General features: G+C 69.6%; 16 protein-coding genes and 1 pseudogene. 11 read left to right on the top strand and 6 right to left on the bottom strand.

Going from position 1 to position 19,583, the window contains the following annotated elements; all coding sequences use genetic code 11:
• Positions 1 to 123: 123 nt before the first annotated feature.
• Positions 124 to 216: pseudogene (locus tag CDN99_RS29720) on the bottom strand (PEP-CTERM sorting domain-containing protein); the annotation flags it as partial.
• Between the two features lie 341 nt (positions 217 to 557).
• Between CDN99_RS29720 and CDN99_RS07765 the strand changes: the two are divergent.
• The gene (locus tag CDN99_RS07765; protein ID WP_310732469.1) at positions 558 to 1,394 is read left to right on the top strand and encodes a Crp/Fnr family transcriptional regulator; all 837 of its coding nucleotides are present in this window, start codon (positions 558 to 560) and stop codon (positions 1,392 to 1,394) included.
• A gap of 176 nt (positions 1,395 to 1,570) precedes the next feature.
• Here CDN99_RS07765 and pepA read toward each other — a convergent pair whose 3' ends face one another.
• Positions 1,571 to 2,371, bottom strand: coding sequence for a flocculation-associated PEP-CTERM protein PepA (pepA, locus tag CDN99_RS07760; protein ID WP_088384245.1), 801 nt, complete (start codon positions 2,369 to 2,371; stop codon positions 1,571 to 1,573).
• 355 nt (positions 2,372 to 2,726) lie between these two features.
• On the opposite strand from pepA, the gene CDN99_RS07755 reads away from it, so the two are divergent.
• Positions 2,727 to 3,026: a hypothetical protein gene (locus CDN99_RS07755; RefSeq protein WP_141100695.1), complete on the top strand. Its 300-nt coding sequence runs from the start codon at positions 2,727 to 2,729 to the stop codon at positions 3,024 to 3,026.
• Positions 3,027 to 3,063: 37 nt separating this feature from the next.
• Here the strand turns inward: CDN99_RS07755 and CDN99_RS07750 are convergent, their stop codons facing one another.
• From CDN99_RS07750 to CDN99_RS07735, 4 genes are all read right to left on the bottom strand, one after another.
• Entirely contained in the window at positions 3,064 to 3,903 is an 840-nt protein-coding gene (locus CDN99_RS07750) for a CheR family methyltransferase (RefSeq protein ID WP_088384241.1), read from the bottom strand.
• 55 nt (positions 3,904 to 3,958) lie between these two features.
• Positions 3,959 to 7,456: a response regulator gene (locus CDN99_RS07745; RefSeq protein WP_193531701.1), complete on the bottom strand. Its 3,498-nt coding sequence runs from the start codon at positions 7,454 to 7,456 to the stop codon at positions 3,959 to 3,961.
• Between the two features lie 163 nt (positions 7,457 to 7,619).
• On the bottom strand, positions 7,620 to 8,462 hold the full coding sequence (locus tag CDN99_RS29610; RefSeq protein WP_310732468.1) for a beta/gamma crystallin-related protein: 843 nt from the start codon (positions 8,460 to 8,462) through the stop codon (positions 7,620 to 7,622).
• A gap of 159 nt (positions 8,463 to 8,621) precedes the next feature.
• The gene (locus CDN99_RS07735) at positions 8,622 to 9,755 is read right to left on the bottom strand and encodes an ATP-binding response regulator (protein WP_158218782.1); all 1,134 of its coding nucleotides are present in this window, start codon (positions 9,753 to 9,755) and stop codon (positions 8,622 to 8,624) included.
• 305 nt (positions 9,756 to 10,060) lie between these two features.
• On the opposite strand from CDN99_RS07735, the gene CDN99_RS07730 reads away from it, so the two are divergent.
• From CDN99_RS07730 to CDN99_RS07690, 9 genes are all read left to right on the top strand, one after another.
• Positions 10,061 to 10,954, top strand: a complete 894-nt coding sequence (locus CDN99_RS07730) for an STAS domain-containing protein (RefSeq protein ID WP_088384235.1) — start codon at positions 10,061 to 10,063, stop codon at positions 10,952 to 10,954.
• 4 nt (positions 10,955 to 10,958) lie between these two features.
• Positions 10,959 to 11,345, top strand: a complete 387-nt coding sequence (locus CDN99_RS07725) for an STAS domain-containing protein (RefSeq protein WP_088384233.1) — start codon at positions 10,959 to 10,961, stop codon at positions 11,343 to 11,345.
• Complete coding sequence (locus CDN99_RS07720) at positions 11,326 to 11,739, top strand: anti-sigma regulatory factor (RefSeq protein ID WP_088384231.1); 414 nt, start codon at positions 11,326 to 11,328, stop codon at positions 11,737 to 11,739. The genes CDN99_RS07725 and CDN99_RS07720 overlap by 20 nt, the downstream gene beginning before the upstream one ends.
• 1 nt (position 11,740) lies before the next feature.
• Positions 11,741 to 12,817 carry an ATP-binding protein gene (locus tag CDN99_RS07715; protein ID WP_088384229.1) on the top strand — a complete coding sequence of 359 codons (1,077 nt, stop codon included), beginning with the start codon at positions 11,741 to 11,743 and terminating at the stop codon, positions 12,815 to 12,817.
• Positions 12,814 to 13,734 carry a sensor histidine kinase gene (locus CDN99_RS07710; RefSeq protein WP_088384227.1) on the top strand — a complete coding sequence of 307 codons (921 nt, stop codon included), beginning with the start codon at positions 12,814 to 12,816 and terminating at the stop codon, positions 13,732 to 13,734. Before CDN99_RS07715 ends, CDN99_RS07710 begins: the two co-directional genes overlap by 4 nt.
• Positions 13,731 to 15,713, top strand: coding sequence for a hybrid sensor histidine kinase/response regulator (locus CDN99_RS07705; RefSeq protein ID WP_088384225.1), 1,983 nt, complete (start codon positions 13,731 to 13,733; stop codon positions 15,711 to 15,713). Before CDN99_RS07710 ends, CDN99_RS07705 begins: the two co-directional genes overlap by 4 nt.
• Positions 15,714 to 15,920: 207 nt before the next feature.
• Positions 15,921 to 17,408, top strand: a complete 1,488-nt coding sequence (locus CDN99_RS07700) for a serine/threonine-protein kinase (protein WP_088384223.1) — start codon at positions 15,921 to 15,923, stop codon at positions 17,406 to 17,408.
• 159 nt (positions 17,409 to 17,567) lie between these two features.
• Complete coding sequence (locus tag CDN99_RS07695; RefSeq protein ID WP_088384221.1) at positions 17,568 to 17,981, top strand: hypothetical protein; 414 nt, start codon at positions 17,568 to 17,570, stop codon at positions 17,979 to 17,981.
• 2 nt (positions 17,982 to 17,983) lie between these two features.
• On the top strand, positions 17,984 to 19,546 hold the full coding sequence (locus CDN99_RS07690; RefSeq protein ID WP_088384219.1) for a hypothetical protein: 1,563 nt from the start codon (positions 17,984 to 17,986) through the stop codon (positions 19,544 to 19,546).
• Positions 19,547 to 19,583 lie beyond the last annotated feature (37 nt).

Genomic DNA, 19,583 nt, shown 5'->3' with positions numbered 1-19,583 from the left:
GGCCCTCAGTCGCCGACCGCGCGCCAGCGAGCACATCGGCGCGCGCAGGATGCTCGCTCCGTTGTCCCGTTGGATCGTCGGCGGACGCTGGATCACGCGAGGCGGCCCGGCGTCCGGTGACGATCAACCGAGTGACGCGCTCGTCGTGACGTCCCGATGCCGCCAGTACGCCAGCAAGCCGATCCCGGCCGCGAGCATCGCCCAGGTCGAGGGCTCCGGGCCAGTGAATGACGCACCCGCTTATGGGGAGCGTCTGCCGCCGTGGCACGCGCCCCCTAGAACGGTGTGCGCCACCTGCAGCGATCCCGGTGCGCCAACGCACCGAGGCCGGGACGACAGTCCCACGCGGCACCGCGGCGGTGCCAGCGGACAGGCGTCGCGCGACGACGCGATGCCTTGGAAGTCCGATGGCATCGACGATCCCGGCGATCGACCGCCACCGACCGAAGGGCGACGGCGGCGACACGTCGCTGGTATCCGCGACGTCCCGCCGCCCCGGAAACGACTTGGCACCGATGAAACCTGAGGAAACGCCTCATGGGCATGGGGATTGCCGAATGACGGGGTTGGAACTGCTGTCCGGTTTCTGGAGTACCTCGATGTCGCTGTCCCTTGCCGCAACAACTACCGCCGCGCTGCCGCGCGCCAATCTGCTGCTCGCTCAAATGCCGGCGTCGGATCGGGCGCGTTGGACGGAGCAGCTCGAAACGGTGGAGCTGCTCAAGGGACGCGTGCTGTTCGAGGCCGGCAGTCCGGCCACCCACGTCTACTTTCCGATCGGCGCGATCGTGTCGCTGATTCACACGACGCACTCGGGCGCCTCGGCGCAGGTGGCGATGATCGGATCGGAAGGCGCGGTCGGCCTGGCCGCCGCGATGGGCGGTGAATCGCCGGCCTGCCGCGCGGTCGTGCAACGCGCCGGCCTGGCCCACCGCCTGCGCGTGGCGACGGTGCGCGACGAGTTCGTCCGCCCCGGCGGCGCCGCGCCGATGCTGCTGCGTTACGTGCAATCGCTGCTGACGCAGATCGCGCACACGGCGGTCTGCAACCGCCATCACTCGCTGGAACGCCAGTTGTGCCGATGGCTGCTGCTGTCGCTGGATCGTCAGCACGGCCACAGCGAGCTGTCGGTCACGCAGGAGTTGATTTCCAATCTGCTCGGCGTGCGCCGCGAGGGCGTCACCGAAAGCGCCCAGCGCCTCCAGGCCGCCGGCCTGATCCGTTATTCCCGCGGACATATCGCGGTACTGGATCGGCCGGGGCTGGAGGCTCGGGCTTGCGAGTGTTATGCCCTGCTGAAGCAGGACTTCCAGCGCCTGTTGCCTCAGGACCTGGACGGCGTAAACGCGGCCACCTCTGCCACCACCTTCGCGCCCGTCGCCGTGCAGGCCTGAGCTTCCCTCGACGCTGTCGAGGACGTTCCGCGCGCGCGAACCATCGATCCTGCGACCGCGCCCCGCAGCGCGGCCATCGAATCGTCGTTCTCGCGCCTGCGACGACCGGCCAGCACTCGCGTGCCGTCAGGTCCCGCGGCGGTCGGCCGGACGCGAGCGCCCGACCGATCCCGGCGTTACTTCTCCGAGCGGCTGCGGCGACGTGCCACGAAACCGATCGCGGCCAGGCCGCTGATCAGCAGCGCGTAGCTCGACGGCTCCGGCACCGCCGACGCGGCGAAGTTGATCGAACCCCCACCCTGACGGATGCGGAAGCCCCCCGCGAACGGCTCGACTTGCGATCCCGTGTTGGAGAACGACGTCAACGCGATGTCGTACACCGGCAGCGAGGTCTGGAACGCCGAGTTGAGCCAGTTCAGCGTCAGCTTGGCGTTGGCCGCCGGGCTGAAGCTGCCGTCGCCCAGGGGCGTCGTCGACACCGTGCCGAGCTTGAGCTCGCCCGTGGCCAGCGCCACTTCGCCCGACGCGGTTTCCGTCGGCGTGTTGCCGGAGAAGCCGAACGAGGCTGTGCCGTTGTAGCCGTACAGCGTGTAGGTCAACGAGGTCAAGGTGCCCACGGTGACATCGGTGGCGACGTTGCCGGGCGTCGTCAGCGTGCCGGCGCCGCTGAACTGGATGTACAGGCCGTAGTTCTGATTCAGTCCGTTGGAGGGCAACGTGATGCCGCCGAGCTGGGCGGCGCTCACCGACAGATAGCCGGACTCCGTGAAGGAGTTGCCCGCACCGAAGGTGATGGTCGAGAAGTTGGACACCAGCAGGTTGTCTGCAGTGAACGAGCTACCGTTCAAGCCGGCGGCGGCCGGGTCCCAGGTGAACTGCGGCAGCGCGGATGCGCTGGCGCTTGCGGCGGCCAGGGCAAGAGCCAGCAGGGTGCGCTGGAATGCCACGGGCTTGCGGGAGAGCAAAGGCAGGGTCATGGTGGTTGCTCCGATAAAGGCTGACCGCAATTCGCGGACGGTGCAGTTCAACACCCAGGCCCAAGCACGTCTGTTCGCCCTCCCACATACGAACCAACCCTTACTCGGGATGTACCGGGAAGACAGGACGACGGCCCTCGGGAAAGCCCCCTTGGCCCCCTTGTTCACGGGGTCCGGGCGCGGCGAAAAACCACGCGGCGTCCGTGCGAATTACTGCGCTGCCCGGCCGCTTTTCGAGCCGATGGACACGGGCATCGCGCCGGACAATGCCGGATCGCCGCGCGGGCCCTCGCCCGCCGGCGACTCCCCGCCGTGGACCACGGCGATCGCCCTCCCGCAGTTCCGCCGATCCGCCATGACCAAGCCCGCCCGCGCCGCCGTTTCCACCACCCTGTCCTCCACCGCCACCAGCGGCCTGGCGGGCCTCATGCTCGGCCAGGGCGTGCTGGCCCTGGCGGTGCACCACGGCCGGTCGGTCGAAGGACTGGGTTTCGCGCTGGTGTTCCTGCTGGCCGGCGCGGCATCGGTGGCCTGCTTCCTGCTGCATCGCCATCGGCAGCACCGTCCCCGCGACGAGCCCGCGCCGATGCGCGCCTGGCTGGTCGCGCTGGCCTTGGGCGTGCTGGGCTCGATCTATTGGGCCGGGACGCTCTGAGCGCCATCCAAGGCCTTGCAGGGGGTGAATCGACGGGTCAGTCGCCGCTTCGGTCGCCGCCGCGCTTCTGATAGATCCGCTCCGCCGCGGCGACCTCGATGAAGTCGCCGGCATGCGCCGAGAAGCGGATCGTTTCCCGCGCGCCCAGCCCCAGGAAGCCGTTCCGGCACAACGCCTCGCTGAACAGGCCGATGGCCCGGTCCTGCAGCCCGCGGTTGAAGTAGATCAGCACGTTGCGGCAGGACACGAGCTGCACCTCGGCGAACACGCTGTCGGTCGACAGGCTGTGGTCGCTGAAGACGATGCGGTCCTTGAGCGACTTGTCCAGCAGCACGTGGTCGTAGGCCGCGGTGAAGTGCTCGGACAACGCGCCGTGTCCGCCGGCACGGCGGTGGTTCTCGGCGAAGCCCGGCACCAGGTCCATGCGGTAGACGCCGGCCTGCGCCTGCGCCAGCGCCTCCTGGCTGATGTCGGTGGCGTAGATCAGCGTGCGATCGAGCAGCCCTTCCTCCTTCATGAGGATCGCCAGCGAGTACGCCTCCTCGCCGCCGCTGCAGCCCGCCACCCAGATGCGCAACGACGGATAGGTGCGCAGCACCGGCACGACCTGCTCGCGCAGCGCGAGGTAGTACTCCGGGTCGCGGAACATCTCGCTGACCTGCACCGTGAGGTCGCCCAGCACCGAGCGGAAGACGTCCGGCTCGCGCAGCAGCCGCCCCTGCAGCTGCGACAGGTTGGCGCACTCGAAGCGCTGCATCGCCGCCTTCAGGCGCCGTCGCAGCGAGGTGCCCGCGTAGTCGCGGAAGTCGTAGTGGTAGCGCTCGTAGATCGCTTCCAGGATCAGTCTGACCTCGATGTCCAGTTCTTGCGCCGCCATCCGTCGCCGTGCCTCCGTCTCTTGTGCCGCGTGGTTTCCTTGGCCGCGCCGCGCCTCAGCGCGGCATCCAGACGCGGACCAGCGACAGCAGCTTCTCGATGTCCAGCGGCTTGGCGATGTAGTCGTTGGCGCCGGCGGCCATGCACTTCTCCTGGTCGTCCTTCATCGCCTTGGCGGTCAACGCGATGATGGGCAGGCGCTTCAGGTCGGGCCGCGAGCGGATCTCGCGCATCGCGGTGTAGCCGTCCATCTCCGGCATCATGATGTCCATCAGGATCAGGTCCACCGCCGGCTTCGCGCCAGGCCCCTGCTGCGGGGCCTCCAGCCGCTCCAGCGCCTCGCGGCCGTTGCGCGCGATGTCGACCTTCACGCCCTTGGGCTCCAGCACCGCCGACAGCGCGAAGATGTTGCGCACGTCGTCCTCGACGATCAGCACGCGCCGCCCTTCCAGCATGTTGTCGCGGGCCCGCACTTCCTTGAGCATGCGCTGGCGCTCCGGCGGCAACTGCGATTCGACCTGGTGCAGGAACAGCGTCACCTCGTCCAGCAGCCGCTCCGGCGAGCGCGCCCCCTTGATGATGATGGAGCGCGAGTAGCGCCGCAGCTGCTGCTCCTGCTGCGTGGACAGCGTGTGGCCGGTGTAGACGATCACCGGCGGGAAGGCCACCGCCTCCTGCACCGCCATCGCGTCGAGCAGCTCGTAGCCGCTCATGTCGGGCAGGTTCAGGTCCATCACCATGCAGTCGAAGGTCGACTGGCGCAGCGCCTCCAGCGCCTCGGCCGCGGTGGCCACGCCCTGGATGCGGACCTCGTCGGCGGCGAGCAGGTGCCGGATGCTGTCGAGCTGGCGCGCGTCGTCCTCGACCACCAGCACGGTGCGCAGGCGTTGCGAGAACTTGGCCTCCAGCCGCTCCAGCGCCTCCACCAGTTCGTCGCGCTTGACCGGCTTGAGCGCGTATCCGACCGCGCCGCGCTCCATCGCCTCGTGGCTGTAGTCGGCCACCGAGATCACGTGCACGGGGATGTGGCGCGTCAGCGGATCGCGCTTGAGGCGGTCCAGCACGCCCAGCCCGGAATGGTCCGGCAGGTTCATGTCCAGCAGGACCGCGCTGGGCGCGTAGCGCTGCGCGACCGACAGGCCGTTCTCCGCCGTATGCGCCATCAGGCAGACGAAGCCCATCTCGCGAATCAGGTCGCGCAGGATCAGGGCGAAGCGTTCGTCGTCCTCGATGACGAGGATGGACCGGTCCCCGGGCACCCAGGAGAGCCGGTCGTCGTCGAGCTGCGGCAGCCGCGGATCGGGCGCGCTGGGCGCCGGCTCGTGCAGTAGCGCGGCCGCGCTGAACGCCTGCGTCACCGTCTGCGCATGGCCGCCCGGCACGGCGCCGGCGTCGAAGCTCGACGCCGCTTGCGGCGACGGGGCTGGCGCCGGGGTCAGCGGACGCGGGCGATCCGCCTCGGTCGGCGCCACATGCTGTTGCGGCAGGACCAGGCTGAAGGTCGAGCCCTGGCCGGCCGCGCTGTGCAGATGGATGTCGCCGCCGAGCAACCGCGCCAGGTCGCGCGAGATCGACAGTCCCAGCCCCGTGCCGCCGTACTTGCGGTGCGTGCTGCCGTCGGCCTGCCGGAAGGCCTCGAAGATCAGCGCCTGCTGATGCGGCGCGATGCCGATGCCGGTGTCCTTGACGGAGAACACCAGGCGGCCGTCCTGCGTGCCGCCGACCTCCATGCGTACCGAGCCCTTCTCGGTGAACTTGAGCGCGTTGGACAGCAGGTTCTTGAGGATCTGGCCGATGCGGGTCTCGTCGGTCTCGATCCAGTCGGGCGCGTCGGGCGCCATCTGCAGGCCGAAGGCCAGGTTGCGCTGCGCGGCGATGGGCGCGAAGGTCTGCGTCAGGTGCTGCAGCAGGCGCGGCACCGACACGCGCTCGATCTCCATGTCGACCTTGCCGGCCTCGATCTTGGACAGGTCCAGGATGTCGTTGATCAGCGCCAGCAGGTCGTTGCCGGCCGAGGTGATGGTCTGCGCGAAGCGCACCTGCTCGTCGCTCAGGTTGCCGTCCTTGTTGTCCGACAGCAGCTTGGCCAGGATCAGCGTCGAGTTCAGCGGCGTGCGCAGCTCGTGGCTCATGTTGGCCAGGAACTCGCTCTTGTACTGGTTGGATCGCTCCAGCGCGTCGGCGCGCTCGGTCAGCAGCTCCTGCGCCTGCGTCAGGTCGGCGCGCTGCAGCTCCAGCTGGCGCGCCTGCTCCTCCAGTTGCGCGTTGGTCTGCTCCAGCTCGGTCTGCTGGTTCTCGAGCCGCAGTTGCGAGTCGCGCAGCGCGTTGCCCTGCTCTTCCAGCTCTTCATTGCTGGCGCGCAGCTCTTCCTGCTGCATCTGCAGTTCCTCGGCCTGGCGGCGGCTTTCCTCCAGCAGCGCCTCCAGCCGGCTGCGGTCCTTGGCCGCGCGCAGCGCCATCGCCAGCGGCTCGGCGACGCGCGCCAGCATCTCGCGCTCGGCGGCGCCGACGTGGCGCAGGAAACCCAGCTCCAGCACGCACTGCACGCCGCCGTCGAGGCCCGCGGGCGCGATCAGCAGCTCGGTCGACCGGGCGCGACCCAGCGTCGACGCCACCGGCAGGTAGTCCGGCGGCAGATGCCGGACGTGCAGCGCGCGGCGATCACGCGCGGCCTGTCCCAGCAAGGTGTCGCCGCCGCGCACCGAGGGCGGACCGTCGGGCTGCTGCGGCAGCGCGTAACCGCCCACGCGCAGGAAAGTGCCGTCATCCTGCGCGACGTAGAAGGCGCCGACCTGCGCGTCCATGTAGCGCGCCAGGAAACCGACCGCGATTTCGGCCAGCCGCTCCACATGCGGATCGCCCTGCAGCTCGGTGCCCAGGCCGGCCTGGCCGGCCTTCAGCCAGGCCTCGGTCCTGGCGGCGCGATGGCCGCGAGACGTCAGCACCGCCGCGACCATCGTCAGCACGAGCAGCAGCGCCGACCCGCCCCAGATCACGCCGACGGTCTGCTGCACCGCCGCGTCCCAGCCCTGGCGGCGCGCGGCCGCGCGGTCGCGCTCCTCGCGCTCCATCTCGCCGAGCAGCGTGCGGATGCGCTCCATCAGGATGCGGCCCCGGTCGCCCCGCACCAGCGTCACCGCGCCGACGCCGTCACCGGTGCGGCGCATCTGGATGGTCTCTTCCATCTCGGCCAGCTTGGCCTTGAAGAGCTGCTCCACCGTCTCCAGCCGCGCCAGTTGCGGGCGGCTGTCCTGCCATGCCGCGCGCAGGCGCTCGGCCGCGGCGGGCAGCGTGACCTGCGCGGTGTTGAACGGCACCAGGTAAGTGTCGAGCCCGGTGATCAGGTAGCCGCGCTGGCCCGTCTCCGCATCCTTCATCGCGGAACCCAGCGTCTGGATCTGCTCCTGCACGACCAGCGTGCGGGCCATCGCGTCGGCGGTCTCGGACTGCGACTGCTGCGAGCGCCACGAGAACCAGGCGGTGATCACGATCGTGATCACCGCCAGGATGAAGCCCAGGAGCGTCGGCAGCGGCAGCCATTCATGGCGCCGCATGCCGTGCTCGAACGTGAGGTTGGGTCCCGAGGAGGCCGGAGATGTCGTTGTGGTCATGGAGGCAGGAAACGGATCGAAGGTCGGCCGGGAGAGGCCGCGGATCCTAGCGCGTCCTTGTCCCGGCCTCCTGGGGCGTTCCTCGGTGATGCGGTCGATGGATGCCCTACTGGCGCGGCTCGCCGCGCGAGTTGACGGTGATGGTGGCGCCCGGGGCCTGCGTCGTCTGGACGTAGTGTTCCTGGCCCTTGAAGCGATAGGTGACGTCCCAGAATTGCGGGGCGCCGTTGTTGGGCACGGCGCCGCAGCGCTGCACGTTGCGCACGTCGTTGCCGCGGTTGACGTTGCTGCCGACCACCGCGCCGCCGACGGCGCCCGCCGCCGTCGTCACGGCCTGCCCGGTGCCGCCGCCGAACTGGTGGCCCAGGATGCCGCCGAGCACGCCGCCGATGACCGCGCCGCCGACGTTGGGCCGGTCGCGCACTTCCTTCTGCTCGATCCAGCAGCGCTGCTGCTGGTCGCCCATCACGGCGCGCACGGACACGACCTGCGCCTGATAGAGCGCCTCGTCGCCGCGGCGGTAGTAGCTGGGCTGCGGCTCGGGGCCGTAGCGATCGTTGGAGACGTTCTGGTCACCGACCCGGCGCGCCGAGCTGATGCGGTTGTCCAAGCCCATCGAGCGCAGCGACGGATAGCTGCCGGGACGCAGCACGCGGCATCGGCCGGCGTAGCCCGGGTCCTCGCAGACCTCCCACGCCTCGCCGCGCACCTCGATCGAGGACGCGCGATCGTCGAAACCGATCTCCTTCAGGAAGTTGACCTGCGAGTCGATGCCCGAGGAACGTCCGCGGAAGTTCTCGTTTTCATAGAACGTGATGTCGGCCATCGCGTGACCGGCCAGCAAGCAGGCGGCCACCGCGACGGCGGCCTTGATCGCGCGCTTGCCGGGCACGGAACGCGCAGCGGCGTTCGACGCGGAATTCGGAGCGGTGTGGGCGGAGCGGTTCATGGCAGTCCCCATCATGGTTGTGATGCCACGATGTTGGACGGCGCCTCGCCACGGGTCTGTCGGGCCCGGCTGGCCGTCGATGTAGGACGGCGCCCCGCGCCGCTGCCGGCCACGGGCGCGCACGCCCGCGGGGGCTTGAGGATGCCGGGTCGCGTCATCTCAGCGCTCCGATTGCAGGCGCGGCAACAGCAGCTCGAACATCGTGCCCTGGCGCGCCCGCGACACGCCGATCAGCGAGCCGCCATGCGCCCGGGCGACGCGCTCGGGTTCGTGCAGCCCCGGGCCGACCTGCGCCGATGCCATGCCGGACACCGGCTCCTGGCCGCCGAAGAGATGGATGGCCGCCTCGGCGTCCAGCACCGTGTCGAAGCTGATGCGCAGCATCAGCGAGCGCTGCGCGCCGCCGTCCACCTGGATGCGGATCGCGCAGTCCCCGGCGTGGGTCGCCGCCTGCATCAGCAACTGGTCGATCGCCTGCGCCATCAGTTCGAGGTCGAAGTCGCCGCTGGTGTCGCCGATGCGGTCGAAGGCCGGCGGCGCCCACAGCACCGCCTGATTGGCCTCGACGTCCAGCCGCTGCGCGGCCAGCGTCGCGAGATCACCCCGCCGCGCCTGCACCTGCAGCAACTCGCACGGCCGCCGCGCGAGGCTGCCCAGGTGGTCGACCTGCCGGCCCAGCAGCGTCGCGGCGGTCTTCATCCGCAAGCCGGCCTTCTGCAGCGAAGGGGCCTCGGTCTGGCGAATCAGCAGCTCGGCGTTGAGCATCAGCACCGACAAGGGGCTGCGGATGTCGTGGCTCAGCGCGCCCAGCATCAGCGCGTTGACGCGGGCCAGACGCTCCTGCTCGACGATGCGCTCGGCCAGCAACTGCCGCTGGCGGTGCAGGTCGGCGAAGACGGCGACCTTGCTGCGCAGCACATGCGCGTCCACCGGCTTGTAGATGAAGTCCACCGCGCCGGCCTCGTAGCCCGCGAAGCTGCGCTGCGCCTCCTGCGAGCCGGCGGTGAGGAAGATGATCGGCACATGCCGCGTGCGTTCCGCGCCCCGCATCAACTCCGCCAGCGTGAAGCCGTCCATGCCCGGCATCTGCACGTCCAGCAGCGCCAGCATCACGTCGTGCACCAGCAGCAGCTCCAGCGCCGCCGGCCCCGATTCCGCGGTCAGCACCTGCAGGCCGGAATCCGCCAGCAAGGCCCGCATCGCGAGCAGGTTCTGGGGTTTGTCGTCCACCACCAGCACGCTGATCTGATGCGCCACGTCGTTCTCCCAATCGAACAAGTTGGTTTGTGTCATGTCGTCCGAGTATTTTTTTCCAACGCCCGCCAGCGCGCGCGTCAGTCCTGCAGCCAGAAGGCCGGGACCGTGCCGCGAGCGCGCCCCGACGGGCGTCGCACCCATTGGGCAACCGGCGTGCCCGCTCTTGCATGGGACATACCCTGCCCGGTTCCGCGCGTCGTGTTCCGTTTTCGTCTGCATACGCAGAGGTAACATCCGGCCGCCTTTTCCCCGCTTCATTCCGCTTCCCCGCGCAACCTGCGCAACCGAAGGCGCCGCCAGCGCCGAACGAGGCGCCGGCGAGCGCCCCAGAGGACGACACCATGAAACAGAACAGCGCCGCGGTCGAAGACCTCCTGACCACCCAGCGCGAGCAGGTCCTGGCCGAATGGCGCAACGAGCTGGCCTCGACCGCGGGCGGCCGATCGCTCTCCAGCGACAGCCGCGAGACCGACGAACTGATCAACGCGATCCTGGTCGGCGTGCGCGCCAGCGGCAACACCGAGAACTTCGACGACACGCCGTGGAATCACGTGCGCGACGTGCTGGCCGGCCTGTCGCGCTCGCGCGCCGCCCAGGGCGCGACCGCGGCGGAGACCAGCCGCTTCGTGCTGGCGCTGAAGCGGCCGCTCTTCGCCGGCCTGCAGCGCCGCTTCGGCGGGCAGCCGGAGGTGCTGATCGAGGCGACCTGGGAGATCTCCTCCCTGCTGGACAACATGGCCCAGTACACCGTCTCCACCTACCAGCGCAGCCGCGAGGAAGTCATCGCGCGCCAGCAGCAGGAGCTGCTGGAGCTCTCCACCCCGGTGGTGAAGCTGTGGGACGGCGTGCTGGCGGTGCCGATGATCGGCACGCTGGACAGCGGCCGCACGCAGCTGGTGATGGAGACGCTGCTGCAGCGCATCGTCGAGACCGGCTCGGCGCTGGCCATCATCGACATCACCGGCGTGCCCACGGTGGACACGCTGGTCGCGCAGCACTTGCTGAAGACGGTCACCGCGATCCGGCTGATGGGCGCGGACTGCATCATCAGCGGCATCCGCCCGCAGATCGCGCAAACCATCGTGCACCTGGGCATCGACCTGGAAGGCATCACCACCAAGGCCTCGCTGGCCGACGCGCTGTCGCTGGCGATGAAGCGCGCCGGCTTCGTGGTGACGCGAGGCAAGGCGGCCGCGGCGCTGCCGCTGTCGGCCACCCTGGGCGCGGCGGACTGACGGCATGACGACACGCATTCCCATCCTGCAGATGGGGCGGACGCTGCTGGTCACCATCCAGGTGGACCTGCAGGACCAGACCGCCCTCGCCCTCCAGGACGACCTGGCCAACAAGATCCAGCACACCGGCGCGACCGGCGTGCTGATCGACATCTCCGCGCTGGAGATCGTCGACTCCTTCATCGGCCGCATGCTGGCCGGCATCTCGAGCATCGCGCGCGTGCTGGGCGCCACCTCGGTGGTGGTGGGCATGCAGCCGGCGGTGGCGATCACGCTGGTGGAGCTGGGCCTGTCGCTGCATGGCGTGCGCACCGCGCTGAACGTCGAGCGGGGCTTGCGCCTGCTGCTCGACAGCGACGAGGAGCAGGCCCATGACGCCGACGAGTCCTGACCTCTCCGGCAGCATCCCCGTGCGCAACGAGCCGGACATCGTGCTGGCGCGGCAACTGGTGCGCAAGCTGACGCAGGAGCTGAAGTTCTCCCTCGTCGATCAGACCAAGATGATCACGGCCGCCAGCGAGCTCTCGCGCAACACGCTGGTGTACGGCGGCGGCGGCACGATGGAGTGGCAGTTGCTGCAGCAGGGCGTGCGCGCGGGCCTGCGCCTTGCCTTCGTCGACCAGGGACCGGGCATTCCCGATCTGGAGCTGGCGATGAAGGACGGTTGGACCTCGGGCAGCGGCCTCGGCATGGGGCTTTCCGGCAGCAAGCGGCTGGTGAATGAATTCGAACTGGACTCCGGTCCGGGTCGCGGCACGCGCGTGACGATCACGCGCTGGAAGTAACGTGCGCGCGCATCGACGGCTGCCCATCGACGACATCAGCCAGGTGGGAGAAGCGCGCCGCGCGGCGCAGGCGCTGGCGCTGGAGCAGTCCTTCGACGAAGAGGCCGCCGGCCGCGTCGCGCTGGCGGTGACCGAGCTCGGCACGAACCTGGTCCGTCACGTCGGCCCCGGGCGTCAGGCGGCGCTGCTGCTGGCGCCGGACGGCGACGGCGTGCAAGTGCTGTCGCTGGACCAGGGCGGCGGCATGGACCTGGCGCGCTGCCTGCAGGACGGCTACAGCACCGCGGGATCCTCGGGCACCGGCCTGGGCGCGATCCGGCGCATGGCGGAGCGCTTCAACGGGTTTTCCGCGCCCGGACGCGGCACGGTGCTGGCGACGCGTTTCTCGCCTGGCATGGCGCACGCGTGGTCGTCGTCCCAGGCGCCGGCCTTCGACATCGCCGGCCTGAACCTGGCCGCGCCCGGCGAGGAGGTCTGCGGCGACGCCTGGGCCTGCCGCCGTGACAGCGAACGCTGGACCCTGGTCGTCGCCGACGGCCTGGGACACGGCCCCGACGCCGCGCGCGCCGCGGACCGCCTGACCGCCTTGCTGGCGCAGGCGACGCCGGCGGCGGTGAACACGCCGGCCACGTTCCTGGAGCGCTCGCACGACGAGCTGCGCAGCACGCGCGGCGCCGCCGCGACCGCCGTCACGCTGACCGAGGGCGGCGACCGCCTGCTGCTCTCCGGCGCCGGCAACGTCACCGGCCGGCTGATCTCGGGCGTGTCGGACCGCACGCTGCTGTCGCAGCACGGCACGCTGGGCCTGCAGATCCGGCGCCTGCAGGATGTGGTCTACGATTGGCCGGCCCATGCGGTGCTGGTGCTGCATTCCGACGGCATCGTCAGCCGCTGGTCGCTTCAGGACACGCCCGGCCTGCTGCAATCGGAGCCGGCGGTGATCGCCGGCTGGATCCTGCGGGACCACCTGCGCGGGCGCGACGACGCCACCGTCGTCGTCGTGCGCCGCAACGAGGCCGCGGCGATCCCGGGCGCTCAGGAGCATCAGGACAATCAGCGGACGCAGGGAACGCCATGACGGACACCACCGCCTTCGACGACGATCCGGCCGCGCTGCGCGCCGCGCTCGACGAGGCGCGCGCGCAGGTCGGCGCGATGCAGCAGGAGCTGGACGAGACCAATCGCGGCGTGCTGGCGCTGTACGCGGAGCTGGACACGCAGGCGCAGCAACTGCGCCAGGCCACCGAGCTCAAGAGCCGCTTCCTGGCCTACATGAGCCACGAGTTCCGCACGCCGATCTCGTCGATCCGCAGCCTGACCCGGCTGCTGCTGGACCGCGTCGACGGCCCGCTGACCGCGGAGCAGGACAAGCAGATCACCTTCATCCGCACCACGTCGGAAGAATTTGCCGACATGGTGAACGACCTGCTCGACCTGGCCAAGGTCGAGGCCGGCCGCATCGACATCTCGCCGGCGTGGTTCGAGCTGGTCGACCTCTTCGCGGCGCTGCGCGGCATGTTCAAGCCGGTGCTGGTCAACCCGGACGTGCAGTTGATCTTCGAGGAGCCGCAGGGCATCCCGCAGCTGTTCACCGACGATGCCAAGCTGTCGCAGATCCTGCGCAACTTCATCTCCAACGCGCTCAAGTTCACCGCCAAGGGCGAGGTGCGCGTCAGCGCCGTGCGCACGCAGGCCGAGGGCGACGTCGAGGAAGTCACCTTCTCCGTCAGCGACACCGGCATCGGCATCGCGCCGGAGTTCCACGACGCGATCTTCCAGGACTTCACCCAGATCGGCTCGCCGATCCAGAAGCGCCTGCGCGGCACCGGCCTGGGCCTGTCGCTCAGCAAGCGCCTGGCCGAGCTGCTGGGCGGCCGGGTGGCGCTGCGCAGCGAGCCCGCCGTGGGATCGGTGTTCTCGGTGACGCTGCCGCTGCGCCTGCCGCCCCGCGCGCCGGTGCCCGCGGACACCGCCGGAACGGGCCCCGCCGCATGAACGAGCCGCGCACCATCGATCGGTCGCAGCACCGGCTGCTGATCGTCAACGACGACCCCATCGGCCGCTACACGACGGTGCGCCTGCTCGGCGCGGCGGGCTTCCCGACGCTGGAGGCGGGCACCGGCGCCGACGCGCTGGCGCTGGCCGACGAGACCGTGTCGGCGGTGGTGCTGGACATCCACCTGCCCGACATCGACGGCTTCGAGCTGTGCCGCCGCCTGCGCGCGCAGGCCAGCACCTTCCGCCTGCCGGTGATCCACCTCACCGCCGCCTACCTGACCGACGAGGACAAGGTGCGCGGCCTGGACGCCGGCGCCGACGCCTACCTCACCCATCCGGTCGAGCCGGCGGTGCTGGTGTCGACGATCCAGGCGCTGGTCCGCACGCGGGCCGCCGAGGAGGCGATGCGCCGCAGCGAGGCCAAGTTCCGTGCCGTCTACGCGCAGGCGCCCAGCGGCATCTGCCTGCTCAAGGCCGGCGACGGCCTGGTGCTGGACGCCAACCCCGCCATGCTGGCGCTGCTGGGGCGCCAGGGGGAATCGGTCGTGGGCCGGCCGCTGACGGACTTCGTCGCCAGGCCGGACCTGCCGGTGGCGCGCGACTTCGTCGCCGCGCTGGGCGGCGACGGCCTGCATGCGGAGTTCCCGCTGCTGCCGCCCGGCGGCGCGCCGGTGCAGGTGGAGTGGACCGCGTCGCCGCCGATCGAGCCCGGTGTCTGCGTGGCCATGGCGGCGGACATCTCGCAGCGCCAGTTGATCGCGCGACAGCGCCAGGAACTGCTCGACCGCGAGCGCAGCGCGCGCGGCGAGGCCGAGCGCCTGTCCCGCATGAAGGACGACCTGATCGCGGTGCTCTCGCACGAGTTGCGCACGCCGCTCAACGCGATCATGGGCTGGACCCACGTGCTGCAGCGGCACAGCCCGCCGGAGCTGCTGGCCAAGGGGCTGGCGGCGATCGATCGCAACGTCTCGATCCAGGCGCGCATGATCGCGGACATCCTGGACATGTCCCGCCTCAACATCGGCAAGCTGCCGCTGGCGCGCGAGCAGGTCGCGGCGGGCGCGGTGGTGCGGTCGGCGGTGGCGGCGCTGCAGCACACGCTGGACGAGAGCGGCCATCGGCTCGACCTCGACCTGCACGACGAGGACGTCGCGCTGCTGGCCGACAGCGGGCGGCTGCAGCAGGTGATCTGGAACCTGGTGGGCAACGCGGCCAAGTTCTCCCCCCGCGGCAGCGCGATCGCGCTGGGCCTGCGCGCGCGCGACGGCGGTATGGCGATCGAGGTCCGCGATCAAGGCCAAGGCATCGCGCCCGAGTTCCTGCCCCACGTCTTCGACCGCTTCACGCAGAGCGACGCCGCGAGCAACCGCCAGCACGGCGGCCTGGGCCTGGGCCTGGCGATCGTCAAGAGCCTCGTGGAGGCGCATGGCGGCTGGGTCGAGGTGCGCAGCGACGGACCGGGCCGCGGCACCGTCATCGAGTTCTGGCTGCCCGGCGCGGAAGCGGCGCCGGTGAACGTCGACACCGACACCGGCCCGGGTGGCTTCAGCGCCTTCGGCGGACTGGACGGCGCGGACGGGACGTCGGTCACGCTGGCGGGTCTGCGCGTGCTCGTCGTGGACGACGATGCCGATGCCGGCGCGATGCTGCGATTGATCCTCGGCGAGCAAGGCATCCGGGTCGCCGTCGTGCAAAGCGCCGACGAGGCGCTGCTGGCCTTGTCCACCAACGGCTTCGACCTGCTGATCAGCGACATCGGCATGCCGGGCCGCGACGGTTATGAGCTGATGCGCGAGATCCGCGCGCTGGAAGCACCCGGCGAGCGGCTGCGCGCCATCGCGCTGACGGCGTTCTCGCGCGACCTGGACCGCCAGCAGGCGCTGCAGGCGGGTTTCGACGCCCATCTGGCCAAGCCGCTGAAACCGCAGTTGCTGATCCGCTTGGTGGAGCAGATCACGGCGTCCTCCGAGCCCTGACCCCCAGGCGCCGGAACAAGGCGCCAAGGCCAGGGGACGCGGTCGGATGGACGTTGAGCGAACCTATGAGGTTCGCGTTTGACATACCTACATGTCCAACGCCTGGCGTGATGCCGTCGACCGACCGGTCGCGGCCACGCGACCGATATGCCCTTCGCACGCCACCCCTCTCGCATTTCCCCGCCTGACGAAGCCGACTGGGAAATCGTGGATCCGCCCTTCGACGCCGTCGAGACGCCCACCCAGGACCAGAGCCATTTCCTTGGAAGCCTGAACCACAAGTACACGGCCCCCGCGACCCACGCCTTCAACGAATGCCTGGAAGGCATCAACAACGACAAGCTGCTGACGTTGGCCGGTGAAAGCCCTTTCGATCCGACCTTCCACGCGCTCTGCCTGGCCGCGCTCGACCTGCGCCAATCGCCGCGCGACCATGTGCGCAGACCCGCCAAGGAGGTGATCCGCATCGCCGGGAAGTTGCTGTCCAAGGTCGATCCGCGGCCCTCTTCTTCCCGATTGGACCTGGGCCGTCACCTGCTCGCCGCGGCGCGCGTCACGCTCCAGGACCTCTTCGACGAGACCTATCCCGAGCGCAATCAGCAGGCCTTCCGCCCACGGACCCGTGCCATGCAGGCCCACGCCCGAGCCTACCGCGACAGCTTCGGTCAGGTGCGTTGCGCCGCGTTGCCGAACGTCGACTTCATCCTCGACGCGAAAGGCAAGGTCGCCTACGCGTTCACCGCCATCGACCCATCGCGCGCAGGCAGCGCTGGAACGCCGGGCGCCGCCGCGGCGCGAGCGGTGCCGGTGTCGGTCTTCCAGCGCTGGATGAGCGATACGTCCGGCCTAGATTTCTCCGCGGCCGACGCGGCCTTGGTCCAGTGGCCGGCAAACCCCGCGGCCCGCGACGCCGATGAGTTGGGCGTGGAGTTCGGCGTGTTGGCGCGCCCCCCCAGCGGCTTCGAGCTGACCTTGTCGCCACCCCCATCGGCGGGGCATTCGAATGTCGACGGCTCGCCGGAGCAGCGGCTCGAAGCCGCTTTGCAACGGCCGTTGTCGAAGGAGAAGTCCGATCGACTGCTGATCGCACGCATCTGCTCCGCTCAATTCGGCGCTGGCACTGGCGACGTGCTCGTCGACACGAACGACCGCTACTGGCAGCTGAATGCCTCTCACGCATTTCCAGACGATTGTTCGATGGCGTCATTGGCGCGGGGCGGATCGCCCGCGTTGTTGGCCCAGGTCGACGCGATGAGCAGCAGTGCGCCCTTCAGCCCGAGAACACGACAGGCGATAGGCGCGCTGAAGCCGGCGATGGCTCAAGAATTCCTGGAGAGCGCCTGCGAGAACCTGTTGCAGGAGTATCGACAGCTGATGGAGGAAGCGCTCGGTAAGGCTGGAGCGATCCAGGCACAGTTCACGCAGGAAGCGATGGAGCGCGGCGTTCTCGGTCTGAAGATCATTCACGACTGCCTGGAGCGCGTCGGTGACCTGTCCCCCCATCGTCTCCGCGAGATCATGTCGGCGCCGACCAACCTCGCGCAGTTCTGTCCCGAGGACGCCCTGACCGCTCACGCCGCCGTGACGCGCGAGCACCCCGATCTGTTGCAACGGTCTCCCATCGATTTCCGCAAACGCTTCGACGCGATGCGGGCCGAGATGCATCAGAAGGGCAGCCACAGCCCCCTCGATTGACCTGCCTTGCGTTGATCGCCGAACTGCCGCCTCGACCTGTCCGACACATCTGACATGTCATCAGCAAACCTTCCGCGGTCAGCGGCCGCCCGTCGCTTCGCTGGTTCTCCCGTTTCGCATCCTTCCGGGCAGGCCGCACGCGAAGGACACATCGACTCGGTGCGCAGGCTGTGGCCTCAGGCAAGGCGCCGGATCGAGGCCGGCCTGCGCGATCTGCGCGAGACCGTCCACCGGCGCTGCGCAAGCCAACCCGACCGAGCCGACATCGAGCGGCTGCTCGACCTGGCGATTGCCGACATGCGTGCCGCCATGGACGAGTTCGAACGGCCATTGACGGCGCTGCTCGACCGCCTGGACGGCGCCGTCCCTCAGGCGCGGACCGGGGACATTCAGCAACGTCACCAGGTCCTGGTCCGGCTCAAGCTGCTATTGGCCGACGCCCCCCGCGTCCTTCCGGATCAAAAGCTTGTCGCCCTGCTCGACGCCAACGGCTTTGTCTCCCTGGATAGCGGCTCGACCTTGCGTCGGGTCCTGCACGAGCTGTCCCACCAACTTCCGTATCTGGAGGTCTGACCATGCACCCTCTCACCCGCACATCGTCCACGCCGTCAGGTGCAACGTCCGACACGCCAGAGGCAGCGCCCGGCAGCCCTCTGACCGATGAGCAATGGGTCTTCGTCGACAGCCTGAAGGAGCAACAGGCGGCGCAGCACGACAACGCCGCCGAGTCTGTCGTTCCCACGTTCGCAACTCGTTTTCCGCGCGACCTCATCGCCAAGCTGGCCAGTTCCGCCAAGGCCCCCACCGGGATCTTCCGCAAGACCGAGCGCGACGCGGGCTTCGCCCGCTTGTGCGAGGCGTCGGACGCGCTTGCCGCCGCGCCGAAAGACGACGTGCGCGCGGCGGCGCGCGAGGTCATCCGGCGCGCTCGTGCCTACCTCGATACGACGTCCGCCGATGTACAAGGACTTCTGACCGGCGCGATGAACACGCGCGTATTGCCGTCGGGCCGACGCAGGCCGGTGGCCATCGACAACGCGTTTCACGCCAAGGCCATGTGGTCCGCGGCGTCGAAGGCGCTGGGAGCGTCGATCGATCAGGCCTGCGGCTATCCGGAGGCCATGCGGATCGATGCCCCTTATCGGGCACAAGCGGTCGGCAGCCATGCCCTCGCGATGAGCAGGGAGTTCGCGTCCATTCGACTCCCGATCGGCAGCACGGTCACGCTGATCTGTGATGCGAGCGGACAGCCGATCTACGCGAGGCGTGCCGCCAGCGACGCATCGATCGATCGCGACCTGCTGGGCGACGCGCTGTTGCACCAGTTGGAGCAGCAGACCAGGCTTGCATTCGGCCGGACCGACCTGACCCTGCACGGCCACCCCACCGAAGGCCTGGCCCTGCTATCGCCGGTCCCGGCGCTGGCGCCGGCATTCCGCGTGGCGATCACGCGCCTGGGCAAGGGCGACACCAACGCCCAGTCACTGCTCCGGGAAGCTTCGCTGGCCGCCCTATCAACCGCCCCGGCGTCGACACTGCAACGCGCCGCGTTGTGCCGGCTTTTCTCGCTGGACTTCACGAGCCGCTGGCAGGACCAGATACAACAGGCGGACGGCCATTTCTGGCCGCTGAATGCCGATCGAGGTTTCCCGGAAGCCCGATCGTTGGAGCCGTCCCTCGACGCCTTGCAGCGCGGCGACTTGCCAGCGCTCTTCTATCTCCCCTGTAGCGAAAAATGGGATGAACCCATCGACGCTGCGACGGCCTCCGCCCTCGCCAGGGTCGACGTCGAAACCCTGCGTGAAACGCTGCTGAGCTTTCATCCGTGGTGGATCGCGGATCTGCGCAACCCCGAAATCGATGAAAGCGCACCCGCACCGTGCCACGCCATCAGCAAGGACGCGGTGCTCCAGGTCGTCGCGTCCGTGGGACTCGTGCGGCAACTGCTGAGAGAGGCCCCGACGCAATCGATGCGCCAACTGCTGCGCGCGTATACCGCGCGCATCGCCGACCACCTCGATGCTCAAGCATTGAACTGGGCGGACTCGGTCGACCCGCTGAATGCCCTGCTCCCCGAGGACGCGCTTCGGGTCATCGACGCCGATGGTCATGCCAGCCCCGCCGACTCGATCGATTAGTTCGACGACATCGTGGCCCAGGGCCCACTCGCTCCGA

Origin of the sequence: Roseateles aquatilis, from assembly GCF_002205645.1 — a bacterium.
GTDB classification, from domain to species: Bacteria; Pseudomonadota; Gammaproteobacteria; order Burkholderiales; family Burkholderiaceae_C; genus Roseateles; species Roseateles aquatilis.
This window is presented reverse-complemented; position numbering and strand designations above follow the sequence as displayed.